Source organism: Streptomyces reniochalinae, assembly GCF_003323735.1.
In the GTDB taxonomy this organism is placed as follows: Bacteria; Actinomycetota; Actinomycetes; order Streptomycetales; family Streptomycetaceae; genus Streptomyces; species Streptomyces reniochalinae.
Map to the genome: position 1 here is coordinate 416,204 of NZ_QOIM01000038.1, position 23,274 is coordinate 439,477.

Below are 23,274 nucleotides of genomic sequence, written 5' to 3' on the forward strand. Positions count from 1 at the left end.
CTGGTCCGTTATGGCCGTGGTCCGCCTGGGCGGTACGGCGCGCGGCGTCGCCGCGCCCGCACGGTCACCGGATCAGGTAGATCGTGGCGAAGAGGCCGATCCAGACGACATCGACGAAGTGCCAGTAGTAGGACACGACGATGGCGGCCGTGGCCTGGTGGTGTGTGAACCGCCTGGCCGCGTAGGTGCGTCCCAGGACGAACAGGAAGGCGATGAGGCCGCCTGTCACGTGCATCCCGTGGAAGCCGGTAGTCAGGTAGAACACCGATCCGTACGGACTCGAGGAGAGCGAGGTGCCCTCCTTGACCAGCTCCGTGTACTCGAAGACCTGGCCGCCGATAAAGATCGCACCCATGACGAAGGTGACGATGAACCACGCGCGGAGCTTCTTGACGTCACCCCGCTCGGCGGCGAAGACGCCGAGCTGACAGGTGAGTGAGGAGAGCACCAGGATCGTGGTGTTCGTCGCCGAGAACGGAAGGTTCAGCTCTGAGGCGTGTTCCTTCCAGTAGTCGGCGCCGGTCACCGATCGGAGGGTGAAGTACATCGCGAAGAGGGCCGCGAAGAACATCAGCTCGGAACTCAGCCAAATGATGGTTCCGACGCTGGTGAGGTTCGGCCGGTTGACCGACGGGTGCGCGTGCCCGGTTTCTACTGCTGTTGCTGTCGCCACGACCGACATTATGTCGGTCGCTTATCCCGGCCTCACTTCGGGGGTCCCGTTCGGGGTGTCGGCGCCGCTCGCGCCCGCCGTGCCCAGCGGCGACGGAGGCCCGCACGCCCCGTACAGCCCAGTATCGGCGTGCGACGACCGGTGTTGACGGTGCGTCGGAGGGAGTAGCATCCCAGCCCAGCGGTTCACCCGATAAGGACGAATCACGGACGCGGAGGAACGATGCAGCCGACCGCCACGGTGCTGGTCTACAGCGACGACGCCACCACCCGCGAGCAGGTGCGGCTCGCTGGGGGCACCTCCCTGGCGCGCGGCGCCAAGGGGGAGGGCCGCAGGCCGGCCTCCGACGTGCAGGAGATCCGCTACCTGGAGTGCGCCACGCTGCCCGCCGTCCTGGAGGCGCTGGAGGAGCGCCACGTGGACGTGTGCGTGCTGGACGGGGAGACGGCCCCCGCGGGCGGCATGGGCGTGTGCCGCCAGATCAAGGACGAGATCTACGACTGCCCGCCCGTGCTGCTGCTGATCGGGCGGCCGCAGGACGCCTGGCTGGCGACCTGGAGCAGGGCCGAGGCCACCGTCTCGCACCCGGTGGACCCGGTCGCGCTGGCCGAGTCGCTGGCCGGTCTGCTGCGCGAGCAGGCGGCCGAAGGCCGCCTCGCCCGCGCCTGAGCCCTCACCTCACCGCCGCGCCCGCCCGTCCCCCGTTCGGGGGAGGGGCGGGCGCGGCGTCGTTCGGCGGCGGATGTGGGGTTTCACACCTGCGGGCGCAGCCGCGCGGCGTCCGCCTGGCCGCTGCCGACGTGCCCCTCGCTGTTGACGGCGCTGCCGGCGCGCCACTTCTTCCAGTCCATGTTCCAGTCCCCGAAGCCGTTGCCGAAGGGGGCCATGGTCTCGCCCGAGGTGTTGACGTGCTGGACGATGTCGCCCTCGTTGACGAGGTCGAAGAACCACTTGGCGTTCGAGCTGCTCATGCCGGTGCAGCCGTGGCTGGTGTTGGAGACGCCCTGGGAGCCCACCGACCAGGGGGCGCCGTGCACGTACTCGCCGCTGTTGGTCAGCCGCGTGGCCCAGTGGACGCCGAGGTCGTAGAAGTCGCCGGCGCCGATGCTGGCGCTGGTCATCCGCACGTACGGCTCCTTGGTGAGGATCACCTTGATGCCGTTGCGGGTCTCGTAGCCCGACTTCCCCGTGGTGATGGGCACCGAACGGATGGTCTTGCCGTTCTTCTTGACCGTCATCTTCAGCGAGGAGGCGTCCGCGACCGCGACTATTCGGTCCCCGGTCTTCATCCGGACGGGTTTGGCCTTGCCGCCGTAGAGCCCCTTGCGCACCTTCAGCCCATTGAGTGAGGAGCGGAGCGTGATGCTGGCGTGCGCGGGCCAGTAGGAGCGCGGCCGGTAGTGGAGCTCCTTGCTGTTCACCCAGTGCCAGGAGCCCTCCACGTGGGGCTTGGAGTCCACCCTCAGGGCCCGCTCGACCATCTCCCGCTGCCCGGGTTTCTTCACGGGGCGGCTGAGCTCGGCCGTGAGGGGCATGCCGACGCCGTAGGTGCCGTTGTCGGGGCCGAGTTTCACGTGGAGGCGCTTGGCTGCGGCTGCCTTGGTCCCGAAGCGCAGAGAGCGCCTTCCCGGGGCGCCGTCCTGGTTCTCCGTGCTGACCTGAAGGGTGTAGTGGGCGCCGGCGGCCAGAGAGCTGGTGCTGTGCCAGCTCTTCTGGTCGGCGGACAGTTCGCCGGGGACCACGCGCCCCGAGGCGTCGGTGGCGAAGACGTCGGTGAGGGTGTCGCCCTTCTGGGCGGTGACCTTCAGCGGCTTGTCGGGGTCGACGTCGGTGCTGTCGGCTGCGGCGCTGACGGACACGGCGTCGGTGGCGTCGTAGGGGGCGGAGGAGAGCGTGCCGTCGCTGCCGTCCCCGGTGCCGCAGGCGGCGAGCCCGACGGAGAGGGGCGCCAGCAGCAGGGCGCAGCTGCGCACCATGCGGCGCTTGTGCTTGCGGGTCAGGGTTCTGGGGGCGAGCGCCCCTCCGGATATCGCGGTGTGCGGCCTGTGACTCATAGGCCCAAAATATGAATAATCGTCACTTCGGGCGCGCGGAGTGCGTACAAACGGGTCGGCCCCCCGGCGTGTCGGGGGGCCGATCCTTGTTCTTCGTTCGTCGCCGTGCTGCGCGGCCGCGGTTCCTGCCGTTTGCCGCCGTGCCGCACGGCCGCGGGTTCCTACTGGGTGCGGTTCTGCCCGTGGTAGTACTCGAACACCCAGCCGAACAGGCCGATCAGCAGCAGCGGTACCGAGAAGTACACCAGCCACCAGCCGACGGCCACGCCCAGGAAGGCGAAGGCCCCGCCGAGGCCGAGCGCGAGCGGCTGCCAGCTCCACGGGCTGAAGAAGCCCAGCTCACCGGCGTCGTCCGCGACATCGGCTTCCTGACGGTCCTGCGCCCCGGTGTCCACCCGGCGCGCGGTGAAGGCCAGGTAGTAGCCGATCATGATCGACAGGCCGAAGGCCAGGAAGAGGCCGACCGTGCCGACCGGCTCCTTCGACCAGACGCCGTAGGTGATGGCGACCGCCAGCAGGAAGACCGACAGCCACAGGAACATCTTGCCCTGGATCTTCACTTCCCGGCCTCCTTGCTGCCGGCGAGTGCCTTCTCGTCCCGGTCCACGTTCTCCAGCTCGTCGAGCGCGGCGATCTCCGGGTGGTGCAGGTCGAACGCCGGGGCCTCGGAGCGGATGCGGGGCAGGGTGAGGAAGTTGTGCCGCGGCGGCGGGCAGCTGGTCGCCCATTCGAGCGAGCGGCCGTAGCCCCACGGGTCGTCGACCTCGATCTTCTTGCCGTACTTGTGCGTCTTCCACACGTTGTAGAAGAACGGCAGCATCGACATGCCCAGCAGGAACGAGCTGATCGTGGAGATGGTGTTCAGCGCGGTGAAGCCGTCGGCCGCCAGATAGTCGGCGTACCGGCGCGGCATGCCCTCGGCGCCCAGCCAGTGCTGGACGAGGAAGGTGCCGTGGAAGCCGACGAACAGCGTCCAGAACGTGATCTTGCCGAGCCGCTCGTCCAGCATCTTGCCGGTGAACTTCGGCCACCAGAAGTGGAAGCCGGCGAACATCGCGAAGACCACGGTGCCGAAGACGACGTAGTGGAAGTGCGCGACGACGAAGTACGAGTCCGAGACGTGGAAGTCCATCGGCGGCGAGGCGAGGATGACGCCGGTGAGGCCACCGAAGAGGAAGGTGATCAGGAAGCCGATCGTCCACAGCATCGGTGTCTCGAAGGACAGGGAGCCCTTCCACATCGTGCCGACCCAGTTGAAGAACTTCACGCCTGTCGGCACCGCGATCAGGAAGGTCATGAACGAGAAGAACGGCAACAACACGCCGCCCGTGACGTACATGTGGTGGGCCCAGACCGTCACGGACAGACCCGCGATGGCGATGGTGGCGCCGATCAGACCGACGTAGCCGAACATGGGCTTGCGGCTGAAGACCGGGATGACCTCGGAGACGATGCCGAAGAACGGCAGCGCGATGATGTACACCTCGGGATGGCCGAAGAACCAGAACAGGTGTTGCCACAACAAGGCTCCGCCGTTGGCCGCGTCGAAGACGTGCGCCCCGAATTTCCGGTCCGCCTCCAAGGCGAACAGCGCGGCGGCCAGCACCGGGAAGGCGAGCAGCACCAGCACACCGGTGAGCAGCACGTTCCAGGTGAAGATCGGCATGCGGAACATCGTCATGCCGGGTGCGCGCATGCAGATGATCGTGGTGATGAAGTTGACCGAGCCGAGGATCGTACCGAAGCCGGACAGCGCCAGGCCCATGATCCACATGTCGGCGCCGACGCCCGGCGAGCGGACCGCGTCCGAGAGCGGGGAGTAGGCGAACCACCCGAAGTCGGCGGCGCCCTGCGGGGTGAGGAAACCGCCCACGGCGATGAGCGAGCCGAAGAGGTAGAGCCAGTAGGCGAACATGTTCAGCCGCGGGAAGGCCACATCGGGCGAGCCGATCTGGAGCGGCATGATCCAGTTCGCGAAGCCGCTGAACAGCGGCGTGGCGAACATCAGCAGCATGACGGTGCCATGCATGGTGAACGCCTGGTTGAACTGCTCGTTCGACATGATCTGCGTGCCCGGACGGGCGAGTTCGGCACGCATGAACAACGCCATGACGCCGCCGATGATGAAGAAGACGAACGACGTGATCAGGTAGAGGCTGCCGATCGTCTTGTGGTCCGTGGTCGTCAGCCACGAGACCACCACGTTGCCGGGTCGCTTACGGCGCGTCGGCGATGCCGCCTCGGCCGTCGCGGCGGCGGCACCCTGGGGTTCGTTGAGGATGCTCACGGGTTATTCGTCTCCGCATTCTTGGCGCCGCCCGTGGTGGCGGTGCCCGCCGGGATGTAGCCGGTCTGGCCCTTCTTCGCCAGGTCCTCCAGGTGCTTCTGGTAGCGCTCCGGGGAGACGATCTTCACGTTGAAGAGCATCCGGGAGTGGTCGACGCCGCACAGCTCGGCGCACTTGCCCCGGTAGGTGCCCTCCTTGCTGGGGGTCACCTCGAAGCGGTTGACATGGCCCGGGATGACGTCCTGCTTCATGAGGAAGGGCAGGACCCAGAAGTCGTGGATGACGTCGCGGGAGGTCAGGATGAACTGGACCTTCTCGCCCTTGGGCAGCCACAGCGTCGGGCCCGGGTTGCCGTTCTGCGGGTTCCGCTCGCCCGGCGTGCCCGCCTCGTAGACCCCCTCGGCGCCCTTGGGGAAGCCCTTGGTCATCCGGTCCGGGATGGCGCTGAGCTCCTTGTGGAGGCTGTCCTTGGTGTTGACGTCCGTCTTCGGATCGCCGTCCACGTCCTCGACGTAGTTGAAGCCCCAGCTCCACTGGTACCCCACGACGTTGACGACGTGGGTGGGCTTCTTCGAGGTCGCCATGAGCTTGGTCTCATCCCGGGCGGTGAAGTAGAACAGCACCGCGACGATGATGATGGGGACCACGGTGTACAGCGCCTCGATGGGCATGTTGTACCGGGTCTGAGCGGGGATTTCGACCTTGGTCCTGGAGCGCCGGTGGAAGATGACGCTCCAGATGATCAGACCCCACACCAGCACGCCCACGGCAAGCGCGGCCGCCCAGGAGCCCTGCCACAGGGAGAGGACGCGCGGGGCCTCGTCCGTGACGGGGGTGGGCATTCCGAGGCGGGGGAAGTCCTTTGATGTGCAACCGGTCGCGGTCGCCAGGACCAGGCCCGCGGCCAGCGCCTGCGGTAGCGTCCGCCGCATCGGGCGCCGCGATGTGGGGGTACCACCCGCGGCCGTCCTGCGGCCGTGGGGGAGGTCGGAGCCGTTGGGACTCACGTAGCGCCTTCCCGAGAGTCTCGCCCGCGTCGCGGTCGGGCGCGGCCCTCTTACGTGGTCGGGCGCCGGCCCAGCGCGGGCAGGGTTTGGATGTTTATGCGGACCAAACCCTAGCCGACGCCATTTGGGGTCGCGCGGGGAGGGGGCGTAACGCGCCGCGCACCCCCCCGATGGGGTGGGAGAGCGCCTGAGCGCGCCGGAACTGACGCACCGACGCCTGCCGGCCCAGGGGCCGCGCGGTGCGGCGGTCCGGCGGTGCGGCGCCGCACCGCGACGGGCGGAACGGTCCCCGGTGACGGGCGGAACGGCTCCCGGAGCCGCGGAGCGTCCGCTCGCCGTCCGGGCTCCGCGGGGCCTCGGCGGTAGCGTACGCGGGTGCCCTATTTCGATGCCGCTTCCTCGCTCCCGCTCCACCCCGTCGCGCGGCAGGCGCTGCTGGCGTCGCTGGACGAGGGCTGGGCCGACCCCGCGCGGCTGCACCGTGAGGGGCGTCGGGCCCGGATGCTGCTGGACGCGGCACGGCAGAGCGCCGCGGAGACCGTCGGATGCCGCCCCGACGAGCTCCACTTCACCCCTTCGGGTACACACGCGCTGCATTCGGGGATCGCGGGCGCGCTCACCGGGCGGCGCCGGACGGGCCGCAGGCTGGTCGTCTCCGCGGTCGAACACTCCGCCGTCCTGCACGCGGCCGAGGCGCACGAGAGGGGCGGGGGCACCGTCCACCGCGTCGATGTCGACCGCACCGGACGGGTCGACGTACAGGAGTGGGGAGAGGCGCTCGGTGCGGACTGCGCGCTGGCCTGCCTGCAATCGGCCAACCACGAGGTGGGGACCGTACAGCCGGTGGCCGAGGCGGCCTCCGTGTGCGCGCGGACGGGGGTGCCGCTGCTGGTGGACGCCGCGCAGTCGCTGCCGTGGGAACCGGTGCCCGGCGACTGGTCGCTGCTGACGGGGAGTGCGCACAAGTGGGGCGGGCCTCCCGGCGTCGGCCTGCTGGTCGTGCGCAAGGGTGTGCGGTTCGCGCCGGCCGGCCCCGCCGACGAGCGCGAAGCCGGCTGCGCGCCCGGCTTCGAGAACATCCCCGCCGTCGTCGCCGCTGCGGCCTCGCTGCGGGCCGTACGCGCCGAAGCGGAGGCCGAGGCCGCCAGGCTGCGCTCGCTCGTGGACCGGATCAGGGCACGCGTGCCCGCGCTGGTGCCCGACGTGGAGGTGGTCGGCGATCCGCTGCGGCGGCTGCCGCACCTGGTGACCTTCTCCTGCCTGTACGTGGACGGCGAGGCGCTGCTGCACGCGCTCGACACCGCCGGGTTCTCCGTCTCCTCCGGCTCCTCCTGCACCTCCTCCACCCTGACCCCGAGCCACGTCCTGCGGGCCATGGGCGTGCTGTCCGAGGGCAACGTGCGGGTCTCACTGCCCGCGGGGACGAGCGACGAGGAGGTCGAACGGTTCCTCGACGCGCTGCCCGGCGTCGTGGAAGGGGTACGGGCACAGGTGGGGGCAGGGTCCGGGACGATCGCCTCGGGAGACGACGCCGCGCAGGAGTCCGCGGGGGCCTCCGTCGACACCTCCGCGGACGGCTCCGTGGACGCCTCGGCGGACGACGAGGTCACCCTCGACGCGCGGGGCAAGCTGTGCCCCCTTCCGGTGATCGAGCTCGCGAAGGCCATCGGCGAGGTACCCGCGGGCGGCGTCGTGCGGGTGCTCGCCGACGACGAGGCCGCGCGGCTCGACATCCCGGCCTGGTGCGAGATGACGGGCCACACGTTCGAGGGCGCCGCGGGGGTCGTTTTCCGGGTGCGGCGGGCCGGGGGCTGACGCCGGGGACCCGCGCCGCTGCCCCGCCCCTTCCGGTCTCCACGGGGGACGACCCCACTCCCCCGGTTGCCGCTTCGCTCTCCTCGGGCGCCGGACGGGCCGCAAGCGGTCCGTCCGGCGCCCGAGAGCCGGGGCCGGCGGGCCTCAGCTCAGGTGGGCCTCCACCTCGGTGGCGGCGTCGTGGCCGTAGGCCTTGGTGAACCGCTCCATGAAGTGGACGCGCCGCAGCTCGTACTCCTGGGTGCCGACCGTCTCGACGACCAGCGTGGCCAGCATGCAGCCGACCTGCGCGGCACGCTCCAGCCCCACGCCCCAGCTGAGCCCGGACAGGAAACCGGCGCGGAAGGCGTCGCCGACGCCCGTGGGGTCGGCCTTCTCGCGCTCCTCGGCGACGCCGACGACGATGGGCTCCTCGCCCGCACGGTCGATGCGGGCGCCGCGCTTGCCGAGCGTGGTGACGCGCGTGCCGACCTTCTGGAGAACCTCCTCGTCACTCCATCCGGTCTTGGTCTCGATGAGTTCCTTCTCGTACTCGTTCGAGAAGAGGTAGGTGGCGCCCTCGGTCAGCTGCCTGATGCCCTCGCCGTCCATGCGGGCGATCTGCTGGGAGTAGTCGGCGGCGAAGGGGATGCCGCGGGTACGGCACTCCTCGGTGTGGCGGATCATGCCCTCGGGGTCGTCGGCCCCGATGAGGACGAGGTCGAGGCGGCCCGCACGGTCGGCGACGTGCTGGAGCTCGATGTGCCGGGCCTCGCTCATGGCACCGGTGTAGAACGAGCCGATCTGGTTGTTGTCCGCGTCCGTGGTGCAGACGAACCGTGCCGTGTGCGCGACCTCGGAGATGCGGACGGAGTCGGTGTCCACGCCGTGGCGTTCGAGCCAGACGCGGTACTCGTCGAAGTCCTCCCCCGCCGCGCCGACAAGGACTGGGCGGGCCCCCAGCTGGCCCATGCCGAACGCGATGTTGGCGCCGACACCGCCCCGGCGGATCTCCAGGCGGTCGACGAGGAAGGAGAGCGAGACCGTGTGCAACTGGTCGGCGACCAGTTGGTCGGAGAAGCGCCCCGGGAAGGTCATCAGGTGGTCGTTTGCGATGGAGCCGCAGACTGCGATACGCACGACGAATTCTGCTCCTGAGAGACATCGGGTACCCCCGTACGCCCAGCGCACGAGGGAAAGGCGCCAGTAACGCTACCCGCTAGGGTCGCCGAGTCGAACAGGACACAATCACCTCATAGCACGGCTTTCCCGGCAGACCGGCCGACTCGACGGCGCGCACGGCACGACCGCGCGCCCGCCCCACCGCCACCCGGGCGGCACCGCCCAGGATCCGCGATCATCGGCAGTACGGCACGGTGGTGGAACCGTCCACTCATCCATCCCGTCCCACTCATGTCCCCCGCATGAGGGGACCGCCTGATAGGAAGCTCAGGAACGCGGAGCCAAAGGAGTTTTCGGTGAGTACAGACCAGTCCCCCCAGAAAGAGGACCGGCCGACACCCCGGAGCAGGCGACGGCAGCTGGCGGTCGTCTCCGTGGCAGCCGCTGTCCTGGTGGCCGGCGGGGGCGGTGCGTACTGGGCATCCACCGCCTCATCCGACAACGCGGACGGCTCGGACAGCGCCGCGCCCGCCGGGAGCCCCCCGAAACTGGCGCTGGACGGCACCGCCGCCTCCGCGCACGACGACGAGGGCATCGCCCCCGGCGAGCCGATGGGCCCGCGCGGCTACCGCGCCGACGGCGAGCTGCCCGGCGGCCCCGACTCCGCCGCCGTCCGCCGGACGGGCCACGAGGTGCACAAGGACCAGGTGACGAAGCTGGCCGAGGCGCTGGAGATCAAGGGCGGCGTCGAGGCCGACGACGGCCGCTGGCGGGCGGGCGGCAAGCAGCAGGGCAAGGGCCCCAGGCTGACCGTCGACCGCGGCGAGGACGGCGGCGCGTGGACGTACCAGAACGGCGACACCGTGCCGCTGGACGCCGACGCCTCCCCCGAGGCCGACCCCGCGCCCGACGGGAAGCCGCTCTCCCCCAAGGAGGCCGAGGAGGCCGTGAAGCCGGCGCTGCGCGCCCTCGGGCTCCAGGACGCCGGACTGAAGGCCGGTTCACCCGTGGGCGGCACCCGCACGGTGACCGCCTCCCCGAAGGTGGACGGCCTGCCGACGCACGGCTGGGACAGCACCTTCGTGGTGGACGACGACGGTGCCGTCACCCGCGCCCAGGGCAGCTGGAACACGACCCGGAAGGGCGAGACCTACCCCGTCATGAGCGCCACCGCGACGCTCGACCAGCTGAACAAGGCAAGCCAGTCGCGGGGCGGCCACGGCGCCGGGGCCGGGAAGAAGGACGAGCCGACCGCCGTGGGCGACGCCACCTTCGGCCTGTCGCTGGAGCGCTCGCACGGCGAGCCGCTGCTCGTTCCGGCCTGGATCTACGAGGTGAAGCGGCCCGGCGGCGGCGACATGGAGGTCACCCACCCGGCGCTCGACCCCAAGTACCTCAAGCCCGCCAAGACCTCGTCGGGGCACCAGCCCTCGCAGCCGGGCAAGGACCCCTCGAAGCCGGGCAAGGACGAGGGCGAGGGCGACCTGGGCACGGGCGCGGGCAAGGGATCGGCGCAGGCCGTCGAGTCGTACTCGGCCGACGGGCGCACCCTGAAGCTGCGCTTCTGGGGCGGGGTGTGCGACACCTACAAGGCGACGGCCGACGAGTCCGCGTCCTCGGTGAAGGTCAAGATCGACGCCAAGCCGAAGAAGAAGGACCGGGTCTGCGTGAAGATCGCCAAGCGGCAGACGGCCGAGGTGGAGCTCGACAAGAAGCTGGGCGACCGCAAGGTCGTCGACGCGCGGGACGGCGAGAAGCTGCCGCGCAAGTGAGCGGCGGCGGCCGCCCGTGAACCGACAAGGGCGGCGGACTCCTGGTGGGGGGAGTCCGCCGCCCTTGTCATGTCCGGTGCGGCCGCACGAGCGATACGGCCGACGGGATCAGTTGAACGAGTCGCCGCAGGCGCAGGAGCCCGTGGCGTTCGGGTTGTCGATGGTGAAGCCCTGCTTCTCGATGGTGTCCACGAAGTCGATGGAGGCGCCGCCGAGGTAGGGGGCGCTCATCCGGTCGGTCACGACCTTGACGCCGTCGAAGTCCTTGACCACGTCGCCGTCGAGCGAGCGCTCGTCGAAGAAGAGCTGGTACCGCAGGCCCGAGCAGCCACCCGGCTGGACGGCGACGCGCAACGCCAAGTCGTCGCGGCCCTCCTGCTCCAGCAGGCTCTTGACCTTCGCGGCGGCGGCGTCGGACAGGATGATGCCCTCGCTTACAGCGGTCTCGTCCGAAACGGACATCTGCTTCTCTCCCGGGTTGTACGGACTGCTCTCTTACCGTCGGCTCAACCGACGGCATCCCGGATTCATTCCAGGAGTGGTCACTTCATGCTCGCACACCGCCGAAGCGATCGGGAATGCGTCACATCGACGCGATCGGCATCGTCAAAGTGACGTGAAGCGGCTATGATAGATAACGTCACATAGACGAGAAGCCTGTCCGTCCCGGCTTCCCCGTGGCACCAGACGACACTGAACGACAGAAAGGGCAGGTCCTGTGAGTGCCGCCCAGCCGCTGGACGTACAGCCGACCCCGCTCGCGCTGCTGCTGCTCGGCCGCGAGGCCGACCCCACGAGCGAGCGCGGAGTCGAGTGCCCCGGCGGCCTCCCCGCCCCCTCGGACCCCGACCTCGTCGCACGAGCCCGCGCCGCCAAGGAGAAACTCGGCGACCGGGTCTTCGTCCTCGGCCACCACTACCAGCGCGACGAGGTCATCGCGTTCGCCGACGTGACCGGCGACTCCTTCAAACTCGCCCGGGACGCGGCAGCCCGCCCCGAGGCCGAGTACATCGTCTTCTGCGGCGTGCACTTCATGGCCGAGTCCGCCGACATCCTCACCCACGCCACCCAGCAGGTCGTCCTGCCCGACCTGGCCGCCGGCTGCTCCATGGCCGACATGGCCAGCGCCGAGCAGGTCGCCGAGTGCTGGGACGTCCTGACCGACGCCGGCGTCGCCGAGACGACCGTGCCCGTCTCCTACATGAACTCCTCCGCCGACATCAAAGCCTTCACCGGCCGGCACGGCGGCACCATCTGCACCTCCTCCAACGCCAAGCGCGCCCTGGAGTGGGCCCTCCAGAAGGGCGAGAAGGTCCTCTTCCTCCCCGACCAGCACCTGGGCCGCAACACCGCCGTCCGCGACCTGGGCATGTCGCTCGACGACTGCGTCGTCTACAACCCGCACAAACCGAACGGCGGCCTGAGCGCCGAGCAGATCCGCGACGCGACGATGATCCTGTGGCGCGGCCACTGCTCCGTGCACGGCCGCTTCTCGCTCGACTCCGTCGACGAGGTCCGCGCGCGCATACCGGGCGTCAACGTCCTGGTGCACCCCGAGTGCAAGCACGAGGTCGTCGCCGCGGCCGACCAGGTGGGCTCCACCGAGCACATCATCCGGGCCCTGGAGGACGCGCCCCCCGGCTCCAAGTGGGCCATCGGCACGGAGCTCAACCTCGTCCGCCGGCTGGCCAACCGCTTCGCCGCCGAGTCCGAGGGCGGCAAGGAGATCGTCTTCCTCGACCGCACCGTCTGCTTCTGCTCCACGATGAACCGCATCGACCTCCCCCACCTCGTCTGGGCGCTCGAATCGCTGGCCGACGGCACCGTCGTCAACCGCATCGAGGTCGACGCCGAGACCCAGAAGTACGCCCAACTCGCCCTGGAGCGGATGCTCGCCCTGCCGTAATCTGCGGCGGATGCTGCTGCGACCCGTCAGGGACACCGAAGAAGACGCCGAAACCGTGCGGAAACTCGCCGAAGCGGCCTTCGGGGCGTCGCACGCGCTCAAAGGCGAAGCCCCTGAGGAGTCGGTGCCCGACGACCGGGCGGCCGCGCGCGCGGCCCGCGGCCGCGAGAAGATCCGGCACCTGGCCCGGCACGACCCCGCCGGCAACTGGATCGCCGAAGACGAGAGCGGGCAGGCAGTCGGCGCCGCCCAGTCCTCCGTCCGCGAAGGCACCTGGGGGCTCGGCCTCCTCGTCGTCGCGCCCGGCGCCCAGGGAAAGGGCGTCGGGCGCGCGCTGCTCCAGCGCACGCTGGAGTACGGGCGCGGGTGTCTGCGCGGCATCATCTGCTGCTCGCGGCACCCGGCCGCCGCGCGGGTGTACCGGCAGGCCGGGTTCGAGCTGCACCCGACCATCCGGATGCGCGGCGTCGTCGACCGCGACCGGCTCGGCCCCGTCGACGGCCCCGCGGTCGAGGGGACGCCACGCGACCAGGACCTGCTCGACTCCGTCGACCGGCGCCTGCGCGGCGGCGCCCACGGCCCCGACCACGCCTACCTGATGCGCCATCACCGGCTCGTCGTCGCGGACGACCTCGCCGGAAGCGGCTACTGCTACATCAACGCCGAGGGCAAGGTCGCCCTGCTGGCGGCGACGTCGCGGCGGCTGGCGTCGCGCGTCCTGCGGGCGGCCCTCCTCGGGGGCGAGGAGGGCCGGGTGGTGGAGGTGCACGATGTGACCGCTGAACAGCAGTGGGCTGTTGATGTGGGCCTTGCGGCGGGGTTGGAGTTGCGGTCCGAGGGGTTCGTCTGCTTTCGCGGCATGCGGCCGCCCACCCCTTACATCCCTTCCGGGGCCTTCCTGTAACCCCCACACCTGGGGCGGGCCCCCCAGAGCCTCCCCTTTCCAGTGGGGCCACCCACCCCCGAGGTGGCCGATCTCTGTTTGGGGGGCTCCTCCCCCAGACTCCGTCCGGGGGGACCCCCACCCCAGACCCCCGGCCCTTCGCCGGGGAGGCTTTGGGGCGGCGCTGCCCCCCAAAGGCTCCCCGCTAGGGGGCTCCGGCCCCCCTAGGAACCCCCGCCAAGGGGCTCCGCCCCCTGGACCCCCACATCAGACAGAACCGCAGTACGCATGCGCTGGGCCATCTCTCACTCAAGAGGGAGCCGGCTCTCCCCCAGGGGGCTCCTAGGGGGGGGCGGAGCCCCCCGTAGCGGGGGCAGTTGGGGGGCGGAGCCGCCCCAACGCCCGGCCGGCGAGGCCAAGGGGGTCTGGGGGCGGAGCCCCCACCACGGCCGAGGGCACCTCAGAGAAAGAAGGGGAAGACCATGGGGGGCCAGGGGCGCAGCCCCGAGAGGGGGGACCGGGGCCCGGCAGGACCCCCCACGGGTGGCCGGGCCCCGGTCGCTCAGGAGGAGGCGGAGCTCTCCGCCATCTCAGGCTCCCGCACCTCGGGGGAGCCCTCTTCCACCGGCGCACCACGCCGCTTCGCGGCGCGCCGCTCCTTACGGAGTTCCACCATGGCGTACAGCGTGGGCACCAACAGCAGCGTCAGCAGCGTGGAGGTGATCAGCCCGCCGATCACGACGACCGCCAGCGGCTGCGAGATGAACCCGCCGTCGCCGGTGACGGCGAGCGCCATCGGCGTCAGCGCGCAGATGGTGGCCAGCGCCGTCATGAGGATGGGCCGCAGCCGGTGCCGGCCGCCTTCGATGACGGCGTCGATGACGCCGTACCCCTGCCGCCGGTACTGGTTGATCAGGTCGATCAGCACGATGGCGTTGGTGACCACGATCCCGATGAGCATCAGCATGCCGATCATGGCGGGGACGCCCATGGGGGTCCCGGTGGCGATCAGCAGGCCGAGCGCCCCGGTGGCGGCGAACGGGATGGAGACCAGCAGGATCAGCGGCTGGATCAGCGACCTGAAGGTCGCCACCAGCAGCATGAAAACGACCGCGATGGCCGCGAGCATGGCGAGGCCGAGCGAGGTGAAGGCCTCGTCCTGGTCCTGGGAGAGCCCGCCGATCTCGGCGGTGGCGCCCTCGGGCAGGTCGAGGGAGTCGATCTCGGTCTGCAACGCGGTGCTGACCGCGCCGGTGTTGTCCCCCGTCGGCTTGGCCGTGATCGTCGCGGCGCGGGCGCCGTCGATGCGGGTCATCTGGACGGGTCCGTCGACGGTCGCGACGTCGGCGACTTCGCCGAGGGTCGCCTTGCCGACCGGCAGCCTCTTCAGTTCTGCGACGGTCTCGGCGGGCCGCGGTGAGCGCACGACGACGTCGCGTTCGGTGTCGTCGAGCACTGCGGTGCCGGACTTGGTGCCGCTGACGGCCTGCGCGACGGCCTGGCCGAGGGCGGCGTCCGAGAGACCGTACCGGGCCGCCTCGGGTTTGGCCCTGACCGAGATGCGGGGCACGGACTGGGAGAGGTCGGACTGGACGTCGGTGACGTCGTCGAGCTTCGCCACCTTGGCCCGCACCTGCTCGGAGGCCTTCTTGAGCACGTCCTGGTCGCCGGCCTTGACGACGACGCTGAGGTCCTGGCCGCCGAAGCCGTCGCCGGCGCTGACGGTGGTGTCGCCGATGCCGGAGCCGAGTTTGTCGAGTCCGTCGTTGACGGCGTTCTCGACCGCGGAGCTGTCGGCGGACTCCTCCAGCTTGATCTGGTAGGAGGCCTGGTTGGCGTCGGTGCCGCCGCCGAAGGCCGCCATGAGGCCCGCGGAGCCGACGGTGACCTGGTAGTCCTCGATGCCGTCGACGTCGGAGAGCATCTTCTCGACCTTCTTGGCCTGCTCGTCGGCGGCGCCGAGGCTGCTGCCCGGCGGGAGTTCCTGCTTGATGGCCAGCTGCTGGGTCTCGCCCTGGTCGAAGAAGTTGGTCTTGAGCAGGGGCGCCATGCCGAAGGTGGCGACGAGCACGACGACAGCGATCAGCAGGCTGGTGAGGCGCCGGCGGGTGGCGAAGCGGAGGATGGGCACGTACAGCTTCTGCAGCGGGCTGCCGGCCTCCTTCTCCTCGGACCTGCGGCGCTGTTCGGCGGGGTCGAGCCCGCGCAGGGACTTGGGCGCGCGCAGGAACCAGTAGGAGAGCACCGGCACGACCGTCAGCGACACCAGCAGCGAGGCGAGCAGCGCGACGGTGATGGTGAGGGAGAAGCCGCCGAAGAGGGCGCCGACCATGCCGCCGACGAACGCCATCGGCAGGAAGACGGCGACGGTCGTCAGCGTGGAGGAGGTGATCGCGCCGGAGACCTCCTTGACGGCGTCGAGGATGGCGGTGGTGCGGTCCTTGCCGTAGGCCAGGTGCCGCTTGATGTTCTCCAGGACGACGATGGAGTCGTCCACCACCCGGCCGATGGCGATGGTCAGGGCGCCCAGCGTCAGCATGTTGAGCGACAGGTCCTGGGTCCACAGCACGATCAGCGTCAACACGACGGACAGCGGGATGGAGACCGCGGTGACCAGGGTGGAGCGCAGCGACAGCAGGAAGACCAGGATGACGACGACGGCGAAGATCAGGCCGAGCAGGCCCTCGGTGGTCAGCGAGCTGATCGAGTCGGAGACCTGGGGTCCCTGGTCGGCGACGACGGTCAGCTCGGCGCCCTTGCCCAGGTCGGCTCTCAGCTGGGGCAGCTTGTCCTTGACGGCGTCGGAGATGTCCACGGCGCTGCCGTCGTTGTCCATGGTGACGGCGACGGAGAGGCTGCGCTCGCCGTTGGTGCGGGTCAGCGAGGTGGCTTTCTCGGGGCGCTCCTCGACGGTGGCGACATCGCCGAGCGTGACGGGTTTCTGGGCACCGCCCTTGCCGGGGACGGCCAGCTCCTCGATCTCCTTGAGGGAGGTGAAGCCGTCACCGACCTGGACGGTCTTGCTCTTGCCGCCCTCGTCGAAGGACCCGGCGGGCACCGAGGCGCCGCCCGCCTCCAGCGCCTTGGACAGGTCGGCGGGGGTCAGCTTGGCGGCGGCCAGCTTCCCGGTGTCGGGGGTGACGGCGACCTGGAGGTCCTGCACCCCGTCGACGGTGACCTGGCTGACGCCGTCGATGTCCCCCAGGACCGGCACCACCGAGGTGTCCAGCGCGTCGGCGAGCGCCTGCTGGTCCCTGCCCTCGGCGGAGGCGGCGAGCACCACGGTCGGGATGTCGTCGGTGCCGCCGGAGACGACCTGCGGGTCGACGCCGTCGGGCAGCTTGGCGCGGGCCCGGTTGACGGCCTGCTGCACGTCGGCGACGGTCTGTTCGGAGCCGTCGCCGTAGTCGAACTGGGCCATGACGACGGCGGAGCCCTCGCTGGCGGTGGAGGTGACGCCGGTGATGCCGTCGACGCCCTGGATGTTCTCCTCCAGGGGCTCGACGACCTGCTTCTCGACCACGTCGGGAGAAGCGCCCTGGTACGGCGCGATGACCGAGACCATGGGCAGGTCGATGGAGGGCAGCAGCTGCTGTTTGAGCTGCGGGACGGCGATGACGCCGAAGGCGACGGCGATGAGTGCCATCAGCCCTATCAGCCCACGCTGGACGAGGCTGAGGCGGGACAGCCAGGACATGGTTGCCGGGTCTCTCTCTCGGGAAAGGATGAAGCGGGTGCCGCCTTCGTGCGGGCAGACACCGGTGCCGCCTATACCTTCGCCCAGGATCGGCGCCGGTTTGTCCCCCGCAGGTCCCCTTCTGCCGAAGTCCTCGTACTCCGGCCGTAGTACGTCGCCGCCCTCGTTCTCCACCGAGGGGATACGCCGTCCCCTGCGGGTCCGCCGCGAAGCGGCGCCGTCACGCTCCCGGCTCTCCGCCGTAGGGGCGCACGAGTCCGCTCTCGTACGCGGCCACCACCAACTGCGCGCGGTCGCGGGCCCCGAGCTTGGCCATCGTGCGGTTGACGTGGGTCTTGATGGTGAGCGGGCTGACGTCGAGCCGGTCGGCGATCTCGTCGTTGGACAGGCCGGCCGCCACCCGGGCCAGCACTTCGCGTTCGCGTGCGGTCAGCGCCGCGAGCCGGGACGCCTCGCCGCCGGGTCCGGGGCGGTCACCGGCGCCGCGGCCGTCGCCCTGGGCGAGGAACCTCGCTATCAGCCCCTTGGTCGCCGCGGGGGACAGCAGCGCCTCCCCCTGCGCCGCCGTCCGGATCGCCGAGAGCAGTTCGCCCGGCTCCGCGCCCTTGCCCAGGAAACCGGAGGCGCCCGCGCGCAGCGCACCGACGACGTACTCGTCCACCTCGAACGTGGTGAGGATGACGACGTGGACGTCGGCCAGGCCCGGGTCGGCGCCGATGGCGCGCGTGGCGGCCAGACCGTCGGTGCCGGGCATCCGGATGTCCATCAGCACCACGTCGGCGCCCCGTTGCCGCACCAGCGCCACGGCCTCGTCGCCGTCGGCCGCCTCGCCCACGACCTCCATGTCGGCCTCGGAGTCGACCAGCACCCGGAACGCGCTGCGCAACAGCGCCTGGTCGTCGGCGAGTACGACACGGATCATGCCGGGGTCTCCTTGCGTGGCGCCGTCGTCTCCAGCGGCAACCGTACGTGGACGCGGAAGCCGCCACCTGGCAGCGGTCCCGTCTCGCACGCGCCGTGCAGCGCCGCCGCCCGCTCCCGCATGCCGACCAGGCCGTGCCCGCCGCTGCCGGTCTCGCCGCCGGCGGCGGGAACCGCGGTGCCGGACTCGTCCGGCACCGGCTCCACCGCGCCGCCTTCCGCGCTCTCGCCACCGCCCGCCCCGTCGTCGACGACGGTGATGTCCAGCGCCTCCACGTCGCGCCGGATGCGCACCTGTGCGAAGGCGCCGGTGCCCGCGTGCTTCTGCACGTTGGTGAGCGCCTCCTGGACGACCCGGTAGGCCGTCAGATCCACCGCGGAGGACAGCGGGGCGGCGCCGGGGGCGAGCGCGGGCGCGGCCACCGAGACAGAGAGCCCCGCGTGCCGGAAGCCGTCCACCAGCTCCTGGAGCACCTCCAAGCCCGGCGCCGGCTCGGTGGGGGCGGTACTCTCCCCCGACTGGCGCAGCAGCCCGACGGTGGTCTGGAGCTCGGCCAGCGCGTGCCGGCTGGCGTCCCTGACGTGGGCGAGGGCCTGTTTGGCCTGGTCGGGGCGTTTGTCCATGACGTGCGAGGCCACTCCCGCCTGCACGTTGACCAGCGCGATGTGGTGCGCGACCACGTCGTGCAGTTCCCTGGCGATCCGCATGCGCTCCTCCGCCACGCGGCGCCTGGCCTCCTCTTCGCGGGTGCGCTCGGCCCGCTCGGCACGCTCCCGGATCGCGTCGACGAAGGCGCGCCGGTTGCGGACCGCCTCACCGACGGCGGCGGCCAGCGCCGTCCAGGCGAGGACGCCGAGGTTCTCCTGCGCGTACCAGGGCCGGGCACCGAAGATCATGGCCACGGCGGTGAGCGCACCGACCGTGACCGCGCCGACCTGCCAGCTGGTGCGCCTGTCGGTGGTGTTGCTGACGGTGTAGAGCGCGATGACCGGGGCCACCACCAGCGAGGCCTGGCGGTCGGAGCTGGAGGCGGACCCGGGGCTGCCGGCGATCAGGGCGACGACCGAGACCAGGCTGGTCAGCAGCAGCACCGGCATCGGGGCGCGGCGGCGCAGCGCCAGTACCCCGCAGGAGAGCGTGGCCAGCAGCGCGGTCTGCGCCGTGACGTCACGCTCGGCGAAGCGGGGCTGTCCGTCGGGACCGTGCGGCTCGGTGGCGGCGCCGAGGAGGATGCAGACCAGAGCCCCCGCGGCGATGAGGGCGTCGACCGCGTAGGGGTGCGCCCGCAGGCGCTCGCGGATGTCGCGCAGTGTCACGGCAGGCACCGTCAGGCCCGGCTCTCCTGGTCTGTTCTTGTGTGGGGGCGGTGGTCAGCCGGGGATGAGTCCGTTGTCACCCAGCATGTCCCGCACCTCTTCGAGGGTGGCGTCCGGGGCGGGCAGGATCAGCTCGGAGGGCTCCAGCGCGTCGTCGGGCAGCGGGCTGCCCAGCCTGCGCACCGCGTCCAGCAGCGCGCCGAGAGTGCGGCGGAAGCCCGCCTCGTCGCCGTTCTCCATCTCCTCCAGGAGCTCGTCGTCCAGCTTGTTCAGCTCGACGAAGTGCCTGTCGTCCAGCTGCACCTGGCCTTCGCCCATGATCCGCACGATCATGTCGCTCTCCTCCTCGGGCTGCGGGGGATGCCGCTCACGCCCGGCTCAGTCCTTGTTGAACCGGGGCGTGTCCTGCTGCGGGGCGTTGCTCGCCTGGCCTCCCTCGCCCTGGCCGCCTTCGCCCTGGCCGCCTTCGAGGGCCTGCTGGCCGCCGCTGCTGCCGCCGGCCAGTTCGGCCTTCATCCGCTGGAGCTCCAGCTCCACGTCGCCGCCGCCGGAGAGGCGGTCGAGCTCGGCGGTGATGTCGTCCTTGGCCATCCCGGACTGGTCGTCCAGAGCGCCGGAGGCCAGCAGCTCGTCGATGGCACCGGAGCGGGCCTGGAGCTGTGCCGTCTTGTCCTCGGCACGCTGGATGGCCATGCCGACGTCGCCCATCTCCTCGGAGATGCCGGAGAAGGCCTCGCCGATCCGGGTCTGGGCCTGGGCAGCCGTGTAGGTGGCCTTGATCGTCTCCTTCTTGGTGCGGAACGCGTCCACCTTCGCCTGGAGCCGCTGCGCCGCCAGCGTCAGCTTCTCCTCCTCGCCCTGGAGGGTCTGGTGCTGCCCCTCCAGGTCCGTGACCTGCTGCTGGAGGGCCGACTTGCGGGACAGCGCCTCCCTGGCCAGATCCTCACGCCCGAGAGCCAGGGCCTTCTTGCCCTGGTCCTCCAGCTTCGAGGACTGCCCCTGCAACTGGGTCATCTGCAACTCGAGGCGCTTGCGGGAGGTCGCGACGTCGGCGACGCCCCTGCGCACCTTCTGCAGCAGCTCCAGCTGTTTCTGGTACGAGTAGTCGAGCGTCTCGCGCGGGTCCTCAGCCCGGTCCAGGGCCTTGTTGGCCTTCGCGCGGAAGATCATCCCCATACGCTTCATGACACCGCTCATGGGCTTCGCGCGCCCCCTTCGTAACGGACTCAAACCCTCGGCAGATCTACTGGTCCCCAGAGTACGGGGCCCTCTTCCATTACCGCACCGTTCGGGCACCGATGCGCTCCTCCTGGAGGACGATCAGTCCCGTGTCCTCTCCGGCGCAGGGAGTAGGTGCCTCTCAGCGGCGGGGGCCGTCCGAACCGGCCTCCCCCCAGGGGCTGGGGGGCACTCACACTCACACCGTACTCTTGAGGTGTGTTCCGTAGCCGTTCGAAAGAAGGGCAGGCCGTGAAGTCCCCCGAGGACCGGGCCGAGCCCAGACAGCCCCGCGACCCGCAGGCCCCCAAGGGCCGGCCGACCCCCAAGCGCAACGAGGCGCGCGGGCCACGCCGCCCCATGTCCAGCGGCCCGATGACCCGCAAGGACGCCGCCAAGCGGCAGCGGGAGGCCCGCAGGGCCGACGCGGTCAAGCAGCGTGAGGCGCTGGCGGGGGGTGACGAGCGCTATCTGCCCGCCAGGGACAAGGGCCCGGTGCGGCGGCTGGCGCGCGACTTCGTCGACTCGCGCTACAGCGTGGCCGAGTTCTTCCTGCCCCTGGCCGTGATCATCCTGGTGCTGAGCATGCTGCCCTCGCCGCAGCTGCGGAGCATCTCGCTGCTGCTGTGGCTCGTGGTGATCATCCTGATCGTCCTCGACTCCATCGGCATCGCCGTCCGGCTGAAGAAGAAGATCGCTGAGCAGCACCCGAAGGAGAACCGCAGGGGCGCCGTCGCCTACGCGCTGATGCGGACCCTCCAGATGCGCCGCATGCGCCTGCCCAAGCCGCAGGTCAAACGCGGCGAGAAGCCCTGATCGGGCACGAGCTGGTCGCCCGGCAGCTCGAGGAGCGGATCGCTGCGCACTTCGAGGTGGGGCGCCGGCTGCGGGTGCTGGACGTCGCTCTCGGCGACGGCGCGCAGGCGCTGCGGCTGGCCCGCGGCGGACACCAGGTGACGGGTCTCGAGTCCGATCCGGGACGGCTGGCCGCGTTCACCTCGGCGCTGGAGACGGAGCCCGAGGGCATACGGGCGCGGTTCCGCGCGCTGGCGGGCAGCGGCCAGGACACCGGGGCCCACTTCCTGCCCGGCACGTTCGACCTGGTGCTCTGCCACGGCGTGCTCGACCGCGCGAAGGACCCGGACAGCACGCTGGCCGGGCTCGCGCGGGTGCTGGATTCCGGAGGGCTGCTGTCGCTGGTGATCCCGAACGCGGCGGCCCGCGCGATGCGTCCCGGGCTCGCCGGGGACTGGCGGGCGGCGCGGGCGGCGCTCGTGGCCCAGCCCGAGGAGAGCGACCGCTTCCTGCGGCTGGAGGCCCTGACCTCGTTCCTGGCGCGGATCGGAGTGCCGATGGAGTGCTGGTACGGCGTGGGTGTCTTCGCGGCGGGCGGCTCCCACGGGGCCGCCGGGGCGGCGCTCTGGCAGGAGCAGGCCGCGGGCGCGGCCGACGAGGCGACCGCCGAGGCGGCTGCCGCCGTGGAGGAGCTCGCCTGCCGGATGGACCCCTACCGGGGCGTCGCCCCGTCCCTGCACCTGTTCGGGGTACGCGGCTGAGGCGGCCCCCGGCGTACGCGGCCCGGACAGCCTGTCCGGGCACGCGGCCCGGGAGACTCCCGCGCACGCGGCTGAGACAGGCGGTGGGGCGCGCTCCCCGGAGGGCGCGTGTGCGCCTCCGGGGAGCGCTCGTCCGGCCTCGTGCCCGCCCTTCTCCGGCAGGCGAGCGGGCGGGCAGACCGCGCTGGGGGCTCAGACCGCCGGGAGCTGGCTCTCCGGCGGCTCGCGGAGCTCTATGTCGGCGATGTCGATGCCCTGCTCGCGTGCCAGGTGTGCCAGCGTCTCGGCCCTGGCCTCCTCGGGAGCCTCCGTGTCGATGAAGGCCCCCAGCCACTCCCCCGTCCGCCGGTTGTAGGCGAGGCGGCGGGACGCGGCCGCACTGCTGATGGTGCCGGTCTCCTCCACCGCGAAGTCCGTGCCGATGAGCGCCTTGCCGACATGGGCCGCGCAGGCGTCCATGAAGCGGGGGCTGGGACGCTCGTCGCCGCCGTAGAAGAAGGCCTCGATCTGCTCGGGCCCGCGCACGGACCGCTCGGCGAAGATCCCCGCCTTCTTCAGCGTCGTCAGGGCCTTCTCGCGTTTGTCGGCCGGGCCCCGCAGGACCACGTAAACAGCGCCACGTACGTTCATGCGCACCGAGGGTAGCGGCTCGGCCCGGGTTTCCGCGCAACGCGTCGCGGGCGCACGGAAGTTGGCGGGCGCACGGCGCCGTGGCCCCCGTCGCCGGGCGGCGCGCGCGGGGCGCCGCCCGGCGTGGCTCACTCCTCGGCGGCGCCCTCGTCCTCGCCCTCCGCGCCGGAGGCGTCGTGCAGGCTCATCGGGCCGTAGACCGTGGAGCCGTCCTCCTGGAGGGTCACCTGATCGGTGCCGCCCTCCAGCAGCTCCCGCCAGACCTCGCCGATCCACGACTCGGCGTCCGACTGGGTGGGGAACTCCTCGGGCTGGACCGCCGGTTCCGCCTGCGAACCGTCGGCCTTCTCGAACCGCCACGTCCACGCCATCGATGCCTCCGTCAGATCGGCAGTTGCTCCCGGAAGCGTAGTCCCCTGTGCGCGTCCGGCGGCAGG

Annotated in this window: 21 protein-coding genes; 7 read left to right on the top strand and 14 right to left on the bottom strand. The window is 71.1% G+C overall.

The window, feature by feature from the left end; all coding sequences use genetic code 11:
* Positions 1-64: 64 nt before the first annotated feature.
* Complete coding sequence (ctaE, locus tag DQ392_RS21320; RefSeq protein WP_114017231.1) at positions 65-682, bottom strand: aa3-type cytochrome oxidase subunit III; 618 nt, start codon at positions 680-682, stop codon at positions 65-67.
* A gap of 213 nt (positions 683-895) precedes the next feature.
* Between ctaE and DQ392_RS21325 the strand changes: the two genes are divergently transcribed.
* On the top strand, positions 896-1,342 hold the full coding sequence (locus DQ392_RS21325; protein ID WP_114017232.1) for a DNA-binding transcriptional response regulator: 447 nt from the start codon (positions 896-898) through the stop codon (positions 1,340-1,342).
* An 83-nt stretch (positions 1,343-1,425) separates the two neighbouring features.
* On the opposite strand, the gene DQ392_RS21330 is transcribed toward DQ392_RS21325, so the two are convergent.
* From DQ392_RS21330 to ctaC, 4 genes are all read right to left on the bottom strand, one after another.
* Positions 1,426-2,727, bottom strand: coding sequence for a L,D-transpeptidase (locus DQ392_RS21330; RefSeq protein WP_181856510.1), 1,302 nt, complete (start codon positions 2,725-2,727; stop codon positions 1,426-1,428).
* Positions 2,728-2,888: 161 nt separating this feature from the next.
* Positions 2,889-3,287, bottom strand: coding sequence for a cytochrome c oxidase subunit 4 (locus DQ392_RS21335; RefSeq protein ID WP_114017233.1), 399 nt, complete (start codon positions 3,285-3,287; stop codon positions 2,889-2,891).
* Entirely contained in the window at positions 3,284-5,014 is a 1,731-nt protein-coding gene (gene ctaD / locus DQ392_RS21340) for an aa3-type cytochrome oxidase subunit I (protein ID WP_114017234.1), read from the bottom strand. The genes DQ392_RS21335 and ctaD overlap by 4 nt, the downstream gene beginning before the upstream one ends.
* A complete protein-coding gene (gene ctaC, locus DQ392_RS21345; RefSeq protein ID WP_423835379.1) occupies positions 5,011-6,021 on the bottom strand; it encodes an aa3-type cytochrome oxidase subunit II in 1,011 nt (336 codons plus the stop codon). The genes ctaD and ctaC overlap by 4 nt, the downstream gene beginning before the upstream one ends.
* A 375-nt stretch (positions 6,022-6,396) precedes the next feature.
* On the opposite strand from ctaC, the gene DQ392_RS21350 reads away from it, so the two are divergent.
* Complete coding sequence (locus tag DQ392_RS21350; protein WP_114017236.1) at positions 6,397-7,836, top strand: cysteine desulfurase/sulfurtransferase TusA family protein; 1,440 nt, start codon at positions 6,397-6,399, stop codon at positions 7,834-7,836.
* A 144-nt stretch (positions 7,837-7,980) separates the two neighbouring features.
* Here the strand turns inward: DQ392_RS21350 and DQ392_RS21355 are convergent, their stop codons facing one another.
* Positions 7,981-8,955 (bottom strand): carbohydrate kinase family protein, encoded by a 975-nt coding sequence (locus DQ392_RS21355; RefSeq protein ID WP_114017237.1) that lies wholly within the window; start codon positions 8,953-8,955, stop codon positions 7,981-7,983.
* Between the two features lie 338 nt (positions 8,956-9,293).
* Here DQ392_RS21355 and DQ392_RS21360 point away from each other — a divergent pair, with 338 nt between their 5' ends.
* Positions 9,294-10,709 carry a hypothetical protein gene (locus tag DQ392_RS21360; protein ID WP_114017238.1) on the top strand — a complete coding sequence of 472 codons (1,416 nt, stop codon included), beginning with the start codon at positions 9,294-9,296 and terminating at the stop codon, positions 10,707-10,709.
* Positions 10,710-10,817: 108 nt separating this feature from the next.
* On the opposite strand, the gene DQ392_RS21365 is transcribed toward DQ392_RS21360, so the two are convergent.
* Entirely contained in the window at positions 10,818-11,171 is a 354-nt protein-coding gene (locus DQ392_RS21365) for a HesB/IscA family protein (protein WP_114017239.1), read from the bottom strand.
* A gap of 256 nt (positions 11,172-11,427) precedes the next feature.
* Here DQ392_RS21365 and nadA point away from each other — a divergent pair, with 256 nt between their 5' ends.
* Together nadA and DQ392_RS21375 are read left to right on the top strand one after the other, a co-directional pair.
* Positions 11,428-12,615 carry a quinolinate synthase NadA gene (gene nadA, locus DQ392_RS21370; protein ID WP_114017240.1) on the top strand — a complete coding sequence of 396 codons (1,188 nt, stop codon included), beginning with the start codon at positions 11,428-11,430 and terminating at the stop codon, positions 12,613-12,615.
* Positions 12,616-12,625: 10 nt separating this feature from the next.
* Positions 12,626-13,519 carry a GNAT family N-acetyltransferase gene (locus DQ392_RS21375; protein ID WP_114017241.1) on the top strand — a complete coding sequence of 298 codons (894 nt, stop codon included), beginning with the start codon at positions 12,626-12,628 and terminating at the stop codon, positions 13,517-13,519.
* Positions 13,520-14,060: 541 nt separating this feature from the next.
* Here DQ392_RS21375 and DQ392_RS21380 read toward each other — a convergent pair.
* The 5 genes from DQ392_RS21380 to DQ392_RS21400 form a co-directional block, all read right to left on the bottom strand.
* Entirely contained in the window at positions 14,061-17,195 is a 3,135-nt protein-coding gene (locus DQ392_RS21380; protein WP_114017242.1) for an efflux RND transporter permease subunit, read from the bottom strand.
* Positions 17,196-17,415: 220 nt separating this feature from the next.
* The gene (locus tag DQ392_RS21385; protein WP_114017243.1) at positions 17,416-18,117 is read right to left on the bottom strand and encodes a response regulator; all 702 of its coding nucleotides are present in this window, start codon (positions 18,115-18,117) and stop codon (positions 17,416-17,418) included.
* Positions 18,114-19,442, bottom strand: a complete 1,329-nt coding sequence (locus tag DQ392_RS21390) for a sensor histidine kinase (protein WP_181856511.1) — start codon at positions 19,440-19,442, stop codon at positions 18,114-18,116. Before DQ392_RS21390 ends, DQ392_RS21385 begins: the two co-directional genes overlap by 4 nt.
* Before the next feature lie 45 nt (positions 19,443-19,487).
* Positions 19,488-19,766 carry a PspA-associated protein PspAA gene (gene pspAA, locus DQ392_RS21395; protein ID WP_114017244.1) on the bottom strand — a complete coding sequence of 93 codons (279 nt, stop codon included), beginning with the start codon at positions 19,764-19,766 and terminating at the stop codon, positions 19,488-19,490.
* Positions 19,767-19,811: 45 nt separating this feature from the next.
* Positions 19,812-20,618: a PspA/IM30 family protein gene (locus tag DQ392_RS21400; protein ID WP_245981723.1), complete on the bottom strand. Its 807-nt coding sequence runs from the start codon at positions 20,616-20,618 to the stop codon at positions 19,812-19,814.
* A gap of 252 nt (positions 20,619-20,870) precedes the next feature.
* On the opposite strand from DQ392_RS21400, the gene DQ392_RS21405 reads away from it, so the two are divergent.
* Entirely contained in the window at positions 20,871-21,467 is a 597-nt protein-coding gene (locus tag DQ392_RS21405; protein ID WP_114017246.1) for a DUF3043 domain-containing protein, read from the top strand.
* A gap of 56 nt (positions 21,468-21,523) precedes the next feature.
* Positions 21,524-22,207, top strand: a complete 684-nt coding sequence (locus DQ392_RS21410) for a class I SAM-dependent methyltransferase (RefSeq protein WP_245981724.1) — start codon at positions 21,524-21,526, stop codon at positions 22,205-22,207.
* Between the two features lie 192 nt (positions 22,208-22,399).
* On the opposite strand, the gene DQ392_RS21415 is transcribed toward DQ392_RS21410, so the two are convergent.
* Together DQ392_RS21415 and DQ392_RS21420 are read right to left on the bottom strand one after the other, a co-directional pair.
* Positions 22,400-22,837: a hypothetical protein gene (locus tag DQ392_RS21415; protein WP_114017248.1), complete on the bottom strand. Its 438-nt coding sequence runs from the start codon at positions 22,835-22,837 to the stop codon at positions 22,400-22,402.
* A 128-nt stretch (positions 22,838-22,965) separates the two neighbouring features.
* Entirely contained in the window at positions 22,966-23,208 is a 243-nt protein-coding gene (locus DQ392_RS21420) for a hypothetical protein (RefSeq protein ID WP_114017249.1), read from the bottom strand.
* Positions 23,209-23,274 lie beyond the last annotated feature (66 nt).

What these genes read in the sequence shown, in the direction of transcription:
- DQ392_RS21325 (WP_114017232.1), top strand. Translation starts at nt 896, where the DNA reads ATGCAGCCGACCGCCACGGTGCTGGTCTACAGCGACGACGCCACCACC.
- DQ392_RS21380 (WP_114017242.1), bottom strand. Translation starts at nt 17,195, where the DNA reads ATGTCCTGGCTGTCCCGCCTCAGCCTCGTCCAGCGTGGGCTGATAGGG.
- DQ392_RS21330 (WP_181856510.1), bottom strand. Translation starts at nt 2,727, where the DNA reads ATGAGTCACAGGCCGCACACCGCGATATCCGGAGGGGCGCTCGCCCCC.
- DQ392_RS21365 (WP_114017239.1), bottom strand. Translation starts at nt 11,171, where the DNA reads ATGTCCGTTTCGGACGAGACCGCTGTAAGCGAGGGCATCATCCTGTCC.
- DQ392_RS21375 (WP_114017241.1), top strand. Translation starts at nt 12,626, where the DNA reads ATGCTGCTGCGACCCGTCAGGGACACCGAAGAAGACGCCGAAACCGTG.
- DQ392_RS21420 (WP_114017249.1), bottom strand. Translation starts at nt 23,208, where the DNA reads ATGGCGTGGACGTGGCGGTTCGAGAAGGCCGACGGTTCGCAGGCGGAA.
- DQ392_RS21400 (WP_245981723.1), bottom strand. Translation starts at nt 20,618, where the DNA reads ATGAAGCGTATGGGGATGATCTTCCGCGCGAAGGCCAACAAGGCCCTG.
- ctaE (WP_114017231.1), bottom strand. Translation starts at nt 682, where the DNA reads ATGTCGGTCGTGGCGACAGCAACAGCAGTAGAAACCGGGCACGCGCAC.
- DQ392_RS21415 (WP_114017248.1), bottom strand. Translation starts at nt 22,837, where the DNA reads ATGAACGTACGTGGCGCTGTTTACGTGGTCCTGCGGGGCCCGGCCGAC.
- pspAA (WP_114017244.1), bottom strand. Translation starts at nt 19,766, where the DNA reads ATGATCGTGCGGATCATGGGCGAAGGCCAGGTGCAGCTGGACGACAGG.
- DQ392_RS21385 (WP_114017243.1), bottom strand. Translation starts at nt 18,117, where the DNA reads ATGATCCGTGTCGTACTCGCCGACGACCAGGCGCTGTTGCGCAGCGCG.